This window comes from Mycobacterium sp. (assembly GCF_049608025.1).
Lineage (GTDB): Bacteria > Actinomycetota > Actinomycetes > Mycobacteriales > Mycobacteriaceae > Mycobacterium.
Genome location: NZ_JBMYXC010000058.1, coordinates 9,857 through 20,073, shown reverse-complemented (window position 1 = coordinate 20,073; position 10,217 = coordinate 9,857). Strand labels below are relative to the sequence as shown.

The following is a 10,217-nucleotide window of genomic DNA, read 5'->3' as shown; positions in this document are numbered from 1 at the left end:
TCGGCCCAAAATTGGGCCTTGCTGTGACCGATATCACGTAGTACAAAGGAAGCACGGCAGCCGGGGGAGGCCAGGGCCGAGCCAGAAGAGAAGGCTCGATCTCCTGAACTCGGCTCCCCAGCACGGGTCCCGGAACCCACGCGGAGCACATACCGCGGAATAGGTAAGAGTGTTGTGGGCCTGCGGAATTGCGAGAATCGGACGACTACCAAAGACCTTTGGGTAGGTCGAAAGTCGTAGCGCTTCGTAAGAACGCCGAGGCCACCCACGCAACCCCATCCAGCACGCTTGGTAACCGGAATCCGTGCTAGCGGGCGGCGAACTGAGGCATTGTCGAAATGCTTCGGGGCGCCGCCCGCTTTATTTTGCTGAGGGTCTGTCTTTCTGAGGGTCTGTCTTTCTGAGGGTCTGTCTTTCTGAGGGGCGCTGCGCCGAAATCCCTTGCGCTTCTTCGCCACCCCTCGGATTGAGCCATGAAGGGCCGGCATCACGACCGCATCGACTCCGCGATGGACAAAGCCTCGCGCGCGCCGGCGTGCAGTCCCGCACTGCTGAGTGCCAACCAAGCCGTCAAGCCCTCGGCGGTGCCCGCCGCGAAGCCCCGGGCCGCAGCACGGTAGTTACCGGAGCGACGCATCCAGTGCACCTCGGGAACGCCGAGACCGTGCGGGTCCAAACCGCTGGAGATCGTCACCAGCCTCGATACTCCGCGAGCGACGACGCCGTCGGCGGTGCCGAAGGGCGCCAGCGTGAGCAGTTCACCGTGAACAACCGCCGCCAAGACTGTCGCCGGAACCCGCGTTCCGCCAGTGGCGATGTCTGCGAGCAACTCGAGCCTGCGCCCGACATCGGCCTCGGCGCGCGGCCGACCCAGTTCAACCCGACCCAGTTCACCACCGTCGCCCAGGTCCGCAGCCGCCAGCGCGTGCAACCTGGCGATCGCTTGAAGCGGCGACCGCCGCCACACGCCGACCAGCGCGCCCTGGCCACCTTCGAGTGCCTCGGCCACTCTGAGCGCACCAGCAAGCACCGGATCGCCGCCGGCGGCCGGGGTCTCATCGGGTCCGCCGTCGGAAAACTTCAGGGGTCCGCCGTCGAGCACCGACGAGGCCCGGGCCGCCCGAAGCGCCGCCTCCGCGGCAGTCTCGGGCCAGCCACGCAGGTTAGTGCGGTGCCGGTGCGCCCTGCCGAGCGCCTCACGTGCCTCCTGACCCGCCTGCGCTACGCCGGGGAGCGCAGCTAACGGCGCCAGGGGGTCCTCGGACACTGGGTCCTTGTCCGTCATTGGCACCTGCCACCCGTCACGCCCGCACACGCTAGCCGACCCGCTGGGTGACTACCCTCACAGTCATGACCGAGACGCACAGGGAAGTCCCGCCTTCCTACCCGCCTGCGCCCGAGTTCGCCACCAACGCCAACGCTGGGGCGGCGATATACCAACAGGCCGAGGAAGACCGGCTGGCCTTCTGGGCCGACCAGGCCAACCGCCTGAGCTGGGAGACACCTTTCACCGAGGTGCTTGACTGGTCCGGAGCCCCGGTCGCCAAGTGGTTCGTCGGCGGTCGGCTCAACGTCGCTTACAACTGCGTGGATCGCCACGTGGAGGCCGGCAACGGAGATCGGGTGGCCATCCACTGGGAGGGCGAACCCGTCGGGGACGCTCGCAAAATCACCTATGCGCAGCTCAAAGACGAGGTCTGCCAAGCCGCCAACACCCTGGCCGGCCTGGGCATCGAATCCGGCGATCGGGTCGCCATCTACATGCCGATGGTGCCCGAAGCCATTGTCGCCATGCTGGCCTGCGCGCGACTGGGCGCCATGCACTCGGTGGTCTTCGCCGGGTTCTCGGCCTCAGCGCTGCGGGCCCGGATCGACGACGCCCGCGCCAAACTGGTCATCACCGCCGACGGCCAGTTCCGCCGGGGGAAGGCCGCACCGCTGAAGGCAGGGGTGGACGAAGCCATCGAAGGTCTCGGCGACGACAGTCCCGTCGAACACGTACTCGTGGTGCGGCGCACCGGAATCGACGTGCCGTGGACCGAGAGCCGCGATCTCTGGTGGGACCAAACCGTCCCGAAAGCCTCAACAAAGCACATGCCGACGGCCTTCGATGCCGAGCACCCCCTGTTCCTGCTGTACACGTCGGGAACTACCGGAAAGCCCAAGGGCATCGTGCACACTTCGGGAGGCTATCTGACACAGGCGTCGTACACCCATTTCAATGTGTTCGACATAAAATCGGACTCCGACGTGTATTGGTGCACCGCCGACATCGGCTGGGTCACCGGGCACACCTACATCGTGTACGGGCCATTGTCCAACGGTGCCACCCAGGTCGTCTACGAGGGAACGCCAGCCTCACCCGACGAGCACCGGCATTTTCAAGTCATCGAAAAGTACGGTGTCACAATTTATTACACCGCTCCCACCGTCGTGCGAACGTTCATGAAGTGGGGCCGCGACATTGCTTTCTCCCACGATCTGTCCAGCCTCCGCCTACTTGGCTCGGTGGGCGAGCCGATCAATCCAGAAGCCTGGCGATGGTATCGCTTGGTATTCGGCGGCGAGAGGACTCCGGTCGTCGACACCTGGTGGCAGACCGAGACCGGTGCCGCCATGATCTCGCCGCTGCCGGGAGTGACCGACTGCAAGCCCGGTTCGGCGATGCGGCCGCTGCCGGGCATCTCAGCCAAGATCGTCGACGACGACGGCAACGAACTCGCGCCCGGCACCGATCATGATGAACCCGTCACCGGATACCTGGTACTGGACAAGCCGTGGCCGTCGATGCTGCGCGGAATCTGGGGCGACCCGGAGCGGTTCAGGGAGACCTACTGGTCGCGGTTCGCCGAGCAGGGTTGGTACTTCGCCGGCGACGGCGCTCGGTATGGCAGCGACGGCGAGATCTGGATTCTGGGCCGTATCGACGACGTCATGAACATCTCCGGCCACCGTATCTCCACGGCTGAGGTGGAGTCCGCGCTGGTCGGGCACGCCGGTGTCGCGGAGGCAGCCGTCGTCGGTGCCACCGACGACCACACCGGCCAAGCGATCTGCGCCTTCGTCATCCTCAAAGCCCATGCGGCCGCTATGTCCTACGAGCAGATGGTCAGCGAGCTACGTGCCGAGGTATCCCGGGAAATCTCGCCGATCGCCAAACCGCGCGAGATTCACGTCGTACCGGAGCTGCCCAAGACCCGAAGCGGCAAGATCATGCGCCGGTTGTTGCGCGACGTGGCCGAGGGCCGCGAACTCGGGGACACGTCGACACTGCTGGATCCCGGCGTGTTCGAGGCGATCCGCGCCAGCAAATAGCGCCCGAGGATTGACTGCCAAGCAGCCGTCAAGCAGCACCCACCGGGACGAAGCCGCTGCCCGGCCGGCCCTTGGCCGTGATGTCGGCGAGCTGGGTGTTGAACGACATGGTCACCGCCGGGGTGTGCAGCGGGATGAACTTGACCACACAGGTCGGCATCGCTTCGGAGAACGCTCCGTGGATCATGCCGACCAGCTTGTTGTTCACCGTCACCGGCGCTCCGGAGTCACCGGGCTGCCCGCAGACCTGGTTGACGATGGTGCCGGGCTCCTCACCCGGGCCCCAGGTGACGCCGCACGAGTAACCGGTGGAGCGACCGAGAATGCAGGCTACGTCGCCGAAGACGGGGTCAGGACCGAGACCGTCGATTCGGAAGCCGTCGACAGTTGTGACCGGCGTGACCTTCTGCGGATCGAATTCGATCACCGCGTAATCCAAGTTGTCGTTACCGGCGACCATGGTGCCGAGGATGCCGGCGTTCTCCGCCCCCTCGGCGGCAACCACCGCCCCCGGTCCGCCGCAGTGCGCGGAGGTGAACCCGATCAGGCTGCCCCGGTTGTCGGTGCCGATCGTGGTGAGTGTGCAGTAGGACTCGCCGTCGACGACGACGCCGGAGCCGCCCCCGAGCGTCACCGGGGGCTCCGCGTGAGCGGGCGCGATCACGAACATGAGCGCTGCACTCAAGGTCGCGATCACCGCGCACGCTGTCAGGCTGGTCCTCACGAGTAATCCCCAATCGACATGCCCGACCCGCCCTAAACACGAAACTCCCGCAGTCTATCCCCGGGCGGAATCATTCCAGCGCGACGCCACGTGGCAATATTGATCCCGCTATTGATCCCGATATCAACCGCCACCCGACAGTAGATGCGGGAAGGAAGCTTCCGTGAGTGAGCGCAGAAACGGCGTGCCAAACACAGTGACCTCGATACCCCTGGTAGACCCGCACGCGGCCAAGCCCGACCCATCCATCGGTGACCTGGTCAAGGATGCGACCTCACAAGTGTCGACGCTGGTGCGCGCCGAGGTGGCGCTGGCGAAGGCGGAGATCACCCGCGACGTCAAGAAGGGCCTGACCGGAAGCGTCTTCTTCATCCTGGCGCTGGTGGTGCTGTTCTACTCGACGTTCTTCTTTTTCTTCTTCCTCGCCGAGTTGCTGGATAGCTGGCTGTGGCGCTGGGCGGCGTTCCTCATCGTGTTCGGGATCATGGTCGTGGTCACCGCGGTGCTGGCGTTGCTCGGCTACCTCAAGGTGCGGCGGATCCGTGGCCCGCAGCAGACCATCGAGACGGTCAAGGAAATCCCCGAAGCCCTGACTCCCGGGCCGGACAAAGCCGCCAGGACGATCGCCACGACGGACGGTAAGCAGGCGTCAACCGCCGACCCGTCAGGCTGGTAATGGGCCGGCCCGATCCGTCGGCTGTACGCATCGGCGGACCTTGGCGTCATTTGGACGTGCACGCCAACGGCATTCGGCTTCACGTCGTCGAGGCCGAACGCCGGGTCGACCCCGATGACCTTCCGGAGAAGGTGCCGGACCGGCCGCTGGTCATCCTGCTGCACGGGTTTGGTTCCTTCTGGTGGTCCTGGCGCCACCAACTCACCGGCCTCACCGGCGCCCGAGTAGTGGCAGTCGACCTGCGCGGCTACGGCGGAAGCGACAAACCTCCGCGCGGCTACGACGGTTGGACGCTGGCCGGCGACACAGCCGGCTTGGTGCGCGCTCTGGGACATGAGTCGGCCACACTGGTGGGTCACGCCGACGGCGGGTTGGTCTGCTGGGCCACCGCAGTCCTGCACCCCAGAGCCGTGCAGGCGATCGCACTGGTGAGCTCGCCCCACCCTGCCGCGCTGCGCACCTCGGCGTTGCGCCGTCGCGATCAGGGCAGGGCGCTGTTGCCCTCGATGCTTCGCTATCAGGTGCCCGGTTGGCCCGAGCGCATGCTGACGCGGCACCACGGTGCCGAACTAGAGCGACTGGTGCGCAGCCGATCCAGCGCCAAATGGCAGGCCAGCGAAGACTTCTCGGAAACCATCGGCCATCTGCGACAGGCCATCCAGATTCCCTCGGCGGCCCATTCGGCGTTGGAGTACCAGCGCTGGGCGGTACGCAGCCAGTTCCGCAGTGAGGGACGCCGCTTCATGGGTTTGATGAAGCGGCAGCTGTCGGTTCCGGTATTGCATCTGCGGGGAGGCGTCGACCCATATGTGCTGGCCGACCCGGTCCACCGAACACAGCGTTACGCGCCGCGTGGACGGTATGTATCGATCGACGGCGCGGGCCACTTCGGGCACGAGGAAGCCCCGAAGGCTGTCAACGAGCAGCTGTCACGTTTCCTGACCCAGGTATACGGCTAACTGATGCATTTTCCGGTTGGCGTGCGCTCGACATTGCCCACCTTGGCCATCTGCTGCGCCACCTCGTCCGCAGTCAGCACGAAGCCGGTGTCGACGTCGTCGACCGCGGCGCCGAACACTACGCCGAGCACCTTGCCCCCGCGGTCGATCATCGGTCCACCCGAATTTCCCTGCCGAACAGTGCCCCTGATGGTGTAGACCTCTCGATTGACGGTCGCGGTTCGATAGATGTCGGGACCGCTGAGCTCGATGACCTCCCGAACGCGCGACGGAGTGGCGGTGAAGTCGCCACCGCCGGGATAACCCATCACGATGCCGTCGGTTCCCCGGGGTGCCTCCTCATCGGCGAACTGCAGCGGCGCGGACGGAAGATCGGTCACGTCGAGGATCGAGATGTCAGCATCGGGGTCGTAGGACACCACGCCCGCGTCGTAGGTCTCCCCGTCGACCTCGACTGTCACGCTCTCCGAGCCGGCCACCACGTGAGCGTTGGACATCACCCGATTCGGTGCGACCACGAACCCGCTGCCTTCGAGTACCTTCTGGCAACTTGACGCGACCCCACGGACCTTCACCACGCTGGGGCGGGTCAGGGCGACGACCGCCGAAGAGGCCAGCGACACATCAGGCGCGTCGACGGCGGCGACCTCCGTGGGCCCGAAGGGCTTCAGCACGTCGTGCAGACCGGCGTTGTCCCACAGCGTCGAGAGCCGGTTGGGTACCGATCTCAGCCAGCTCGGGGCCACCGCGTCCACCTCGGCGATCACCTGAGAGCCGCGAACAGCGGCCACCAGATTGGGCTGCGGGGAGGACATCAAAGCGGTGCCCAGCAACCATGACGCGGTCAAGACGAGAACCAACTGAAGTCCAACCCCTACCACGGAGTCGAAGATCCGCAGGGTGGGATTACGGATCGCGCCGCGCACTGCCCTGCCGAGAACGACACCGGCGATCTCACCGATGACAACCAACGCCAGAATCAGGAACAGGGTCACGAACAGCTGGGTCCGGGGGCCGTTGATGTGATTGACCACGTGCGGGGCAAGCAGAACTCCGGCCACCGCGCCCAGGACCACCCCGATCAGAGCCAGCAGAGAACCCGGCGCCCCGGATCGCCAGCCCGAGATGGCAGCGATGAGCGCGATGGCGAGGATAGCCATATCGAGCCACTGCGACGAAGTCATAGTTGGCCATCACCGTAACTGCCCCGGGTGTCCAGGAGCGCCATTGCGTCGCCGAGTTCGCGCACATTGTCGGTGTCCCAAGGCGTTGCCCAGCCTGCGACGTCGAGAATCGCCGAGATGACCTGGCCGGTGAACCCCCACACCAGCATCTGGTTGAGCAGGAACGCCGGCCCCGCGAACCGGCGGGAGTGCCGGTACACGGTGATCCGGTTCTCCGGATTGACGAATGCCCGCACCGGCACCCGCGCTACCAACGCCGTCTCGGACGAGTTGACCACGGCAACCGGGCCGGGATCCGGTGAGTATGCGAGCACCGGCACCACATGGAAGCCCGACGGCGGAATGAACATCCGTTCGAGCGTGGTGAGCGGGTGCAGCCGACCCGCATCGATCCCGGTCTCCTCGGTGGCCTCCCGCAGCGCCGTGTGGACCGGGCCCTCGTCGCCCAGATCTGTTGCGCCGCCGGGAAAGGCGGCCTGTCCGGCGTGGTGTCGCAGCGTGGACGCCCGCACGGTGACGAGGAGATCCGCGTCGCCGGGCAGCGTGCCCGGCGAGCCGCCCTGCGGCCCGGAGAACAACACCAGCACTGCGGCGTCACGACGGGCACCCGTCAGCGCTGCGGCGGTATTGGCTGCGGTCAGCGCGGCGAGCACCTCGGCCGGAACCCGTGAACGGTAGGCGCTCTTGACGGCACCGGGGCGTTCGACGAGCGGTGTCAGCCAGGGGGGCGCGGCAGCGGGAGTCAGATCGCCGACTCGGCTGTCCCCGCTGCCCTCCCCCGAGCCCGCTGACTTCACGTCACTCCTATGGCCGAATTGACCGCTTCGGCGATTTCGTCGGCGGTGGCGAACGACTGGGGCAGAATTTCGGCCACGCTGCCGTCGGCGCGCAGCACCACGGTTGCCGGCATGACATTGGGCACCTGAAACGCTGCTGCGATGGATCTGCGGCCGTCCTGCAGGGTCGGTAGCCGGACATCCAGCTCGGCAAGGCGCAGCAACGCGGCGGTCTCGTTCTCGTCCTGGTGCACCGTCAACACGGTTACCTCGGATCCGACGCGCCTCTGATACTCGGCCATCGCCGGCAGCTCCTCGGTGCATGGACCGCACCAGTACGCCCATAGGTTCAACACGGCGGGACGGCCCGCAAGAGACTTCGCGACGTCGACCTTCGACCCATCGCCCGCGCACTCGAGCACAATCCCGCGCAGCGGTCCAGGTCCGGGGCCGGGGCCGGGTCCGGGGCAGGCTTCGAGGTCGGCACGAGCACGCGGGCCCGCCAGCGCCTCTGCGGTGTCGGCGTCGCGACGGTCACGCGCAGAGATGGGGTCGGTTGAGGATGATGCCTGGTCGCCGAAGCCATCTCGGGCCCCCAGTTCCGACCAGAGCGCCACGCCCAGCGCTACCACGATCACCGCCGCCACCACGCCCCAACGGGCCGACACGCTCACCGTTGCACCATCCGGGTGGGCCTATCTAGAGCCCGGCCAGCGCGAGCAGGTGCTCGGTTTCGGGCCCTTTGACCAACGGCGCGGCAACCAGGGGGTCGGTCGGGCCAACCCCGAAAGACGGACAATCCCGGGCCAGCACACATACCCCACATGCCGGCTTGCGGGCATGGCATACCCGTCGGCCGTGGAAGATCACCCGGTGGCTGAGCAGAGTCCACTCCCGGCGCTCGATGAGCTGGCCGACGGCATGCTCGACCTTGACCGGATCCTCCAGCGACGTCCAGCGCCAGCGGCGGACCAGCCTGCCGAAGTGCGTGTCGACGGTGATGCCCGGAACGTCGAACGCGTTGCCGAGGATGACATTGGCGGTCTTCCGGCCCACGCCGGGCAGGGTGACGAGTTCGGCCAACGTGTCGGGTACGCGGCCGTCGAATCGCTCCGTCAACTCCTGGCCCAGCCGAATGAGCGAGTTGGCCTTGTTCCGGAAGAACCCGGTGGCCCGGATGAGCTCCTCGAGCTCAGAACGATCAGCCCCGGCGTAATCGAGGGCGGTGGGGTACTTCGCGAACAGCGCCGGCGTGGTGAGGTTGACGCGTTTGTCGGTGCTCTGGGCCGACAAGATCGTGGCGACGGTGAGCTCGAGCGGATTCGTGAAGTCCAGCTCGCAGTAGACATGAGGAAATGCCAGCGCCAGTGTGCGGTTCATCCGGCGGGCACGCCGAGTCAGACCCAGCGGGGTCTCCCGGTCCCACTTGCGGGCCGAGGCGCGTCGCACCGGCTGGGCGCCATCTGATCCGCATGCCGACGTCTCACCCGGAGTCACCAATCCAGCCTACTGAGCGGGTGCGACGCGCCCCGCGTCGGATGGGTCCTGAACGAAGGGGGTTCGTGACCCTGCTGAGACCTTGACCGTGTTTACTCCCCCGTTGTGTCATGGTTGCTCGTTGCGCTGACTCCGGGGTTGCTGATTTTGGCGACCCTCGGCCTGGACCGCGTCGAATCGAGCCTGCAGCGTGATGTGATCACCGCCGCGGACGTCGCCGATTTGATGGAGGCCAACGAGCGGGATTCGGCGACGGGCGGGCTCATCGACCACATCCCCGCGGCGAATCTGCCCACCCACCAGTACTTCCATGACCGCCCCAATCCTGAATTTCAGCAGACCCGGCAGATGAATCCTGTGTAGCGTGAACTGGTCACGAAAAGGCGTACGACTAGACTGATCCCGCGATCTGATTCGAGATCGGCCTGCGTAGCCATACGTCTGATTATCTGATCACCGAGCAGCTTTAAGAGGGGCAACGTGGACGAGATCCTGGCCAGGGCCGGAATCTTCCAGGGGGTCGAGCCGGGCGCCGTTTCCGCGCTGACCAAACAGTTGCAGCCGGTCGACTTTCCCCGCGGGCACACGGTGTTCGCCGAGGGCGAGCCTGGCGACCGGCTGTACATCATCATGGGCGGGAAGGTGAAGATCGGCCGGCGCTCGCCGGACGGGCGCGAGAACCTGCTGACCATCATGGGCCCGTCCGACATGTTCGGGGAGCTGTCGATCTTCGACCCGGGACCCCGCACGTCGAGCGCCACCACGATCACCGAAGTGCGTGCCGTGTCCATGGACCGTGAAGCGCTGCGGGCGTGGATCGCCGACCGCCCTGAAATCGCCGAGCAATTGTTGCGGGTGCTGGCCCGTCGCCTCCGCCGCACCAACAACAACCTCGCCGACCTGATCTTCACCGATGTGCCGGGCCGGGTGGCCAAGCAGCTGCTGCAACTCGCTCAGCGGTTCGGGACTCAGGAGGGTGGCGCGCTGCGGGTGACTCATGACCTGACCCAGGAGGAGATCGCGCAGTTGGTAGGGGCGTCACGCGAGACTGTCAACAAGGCGCTCGCCGACTTCGCCCAGCGCGGA

General features: G+C 66.3%; 11 protein-coding genes. 5 read left to right on the top strand and 6 right to left on the bottom strand.

The features are described 5' to 3' along the window. Positions 1–487: 487 nt before the first annotated feature. Complete coding sequence (locus tag ACPGXI_RS15455; protein WP_526654444.1) at positions 488–1,285, bottom strand: oxidoreductase; 798 nt, start codon at positions 1,283–1,285, stop codon at positions 488–490. A 65-nt stretch (positions 1,286–1,350) separates the two neighbouring features. On the opposite strand from ACPGXI_RS15455, the gene acs reads away from it, so the two are divergent. Beyond that, entirely contained in the window at positions 1,351–3,315 is a 1,965-nt protein-coding gene (acs, locus tag ACPGXI_RS15450) for an acetate--CoA ligase (RefSeq protein WP_526654442.1), read from the top strand. A gap of 28 nt (positions 3,316–3,343) precedes the next feature. Here acs and ACPGXI_RS15445 read toward each other — a convergent pair whose 3' ends face one another. Then, positions 3,344–3,985 carry a chymotrypsin family serine protease gene (locus ACPGXI_RS15445; RefSeq protein ID WP_526654450.1) on the bottom strand — a complete coding sequence of 214 codons (642 nt, stop codon included), beginning with the start codon at positions 3,983–3,985 and terminating at the stop codon, positions 3,344–3,346. 217 nt (positions 3,986–4,202) lie between these two features. On the opposite strand from ACPGXI_RS15445, the gene ACPGXI_RS15440 reads away from it, so the two are divergent. Further along, positions 4,203–4,715: a phage holin family protein gene (locus ACPGXI_RS15440; protein ID WP_526654440.1), complete on the top strand. Its 513-nt coding sequence runs from the start codon at positions 4,203–4,205 to the stop codon at positions 4,713–4,715. Next, positions 4,715–5,674, top strand: coding sequence for an alpha/beta fold hydrolase (locus tag ACPGXI_RS15435; protein WP_526654438.1), 960 nt, complete (start codon positions 4,715–4,717; stop codon positions 5,672–5,674). The genes ACPGXI_RS15440 and ACPGXI_RS15435 overlap by 1 nt, the downstream gene beginning before the upstream one ends. Here ACPGXI_RS15435 and marP read toward each other — a convergent pair. The 4 genes from marP to nth are packed head-to-tail and all read right to left on the bottom strand — an operon-like array spanning position 5,671 to position 9,014. After that, entirely contained in the window at positions 5,671–6,858 is a 1,188-nt protein-coding gene (marP, locus tag ACPGXI_RS15430; protein ID WP_526654436.1) for an acid resistance serine protease MarP, read from the bottom strand. The two genes, ACPGXI_RS15435 and marP, sit on opposite strands and share 4 nt — an antisense overlap. Continuing rightward, positions 6,855–7,655 (bottom strand): NUDIX hydrolase, encoded by an 801-nt coding sequence (locus ACPGXI_RS15425; RefSeq protein WP_526654434.1) that lies wholly within the window; start codon positions 7,653–7,655, stop codon positions 6,855–6,857. The genes marP and ACPGXI_RS15425 overlap by 4 nt, the downstream gene beginning before the upstream one ends. Continuing rightward, on the bottom strand, positions 7,652–8,308 hold the full coding sequence (locus tag ACPGXI_RS15420; protein ID WP_526654432.1) for a TlpA family protein disulfide reductase: 657 nt from the start codon (positions 8,306–8,308) through the stop codon (positions 7,652–7,654). The genes ACPGXI_RS15425 and ACPGXI_RS15420 overlap by 4 nt, the downstream gene beginning before the upstream one ends. A 25-nt stretch (positions 8,309–8,333) precedes the next feature. Continuing rightward, a complete protein-coding gene (nth, locus tag ACPGXI_RS15415) occupies positions 8,334–9,014 on the bottom strand; it encodes an endonuclease III (protein WP_526654448.1) in 681 nt (226 codons plus the stop codon). Positions 9,015–9,236: 222 nt separating this feature from the next. On the opposite strand from nth, the gene ACPGXI_RS15410 reads away from it, so the two are divergent. Further along, positions 9,237–9,494: a hypothetical protein gene (locus ACPGXI_RS15410; protein WP_526654430.1), complete on the top strand. Its 258-nt coding sequence runs from the start codon at positions 9,237–9,239 to the stop codon at positions 9,492–9,494. 117 nt (positions 9,495–9,611) lie between these two features. Further along, the coding region (locus ACPGXI_RS15405) for a Crp/Fnr family transcriptional regulator (protein WP_526654428.1) at positions 9,612–10,217 on the top strand (606 nt) is incomplete at its 3' end.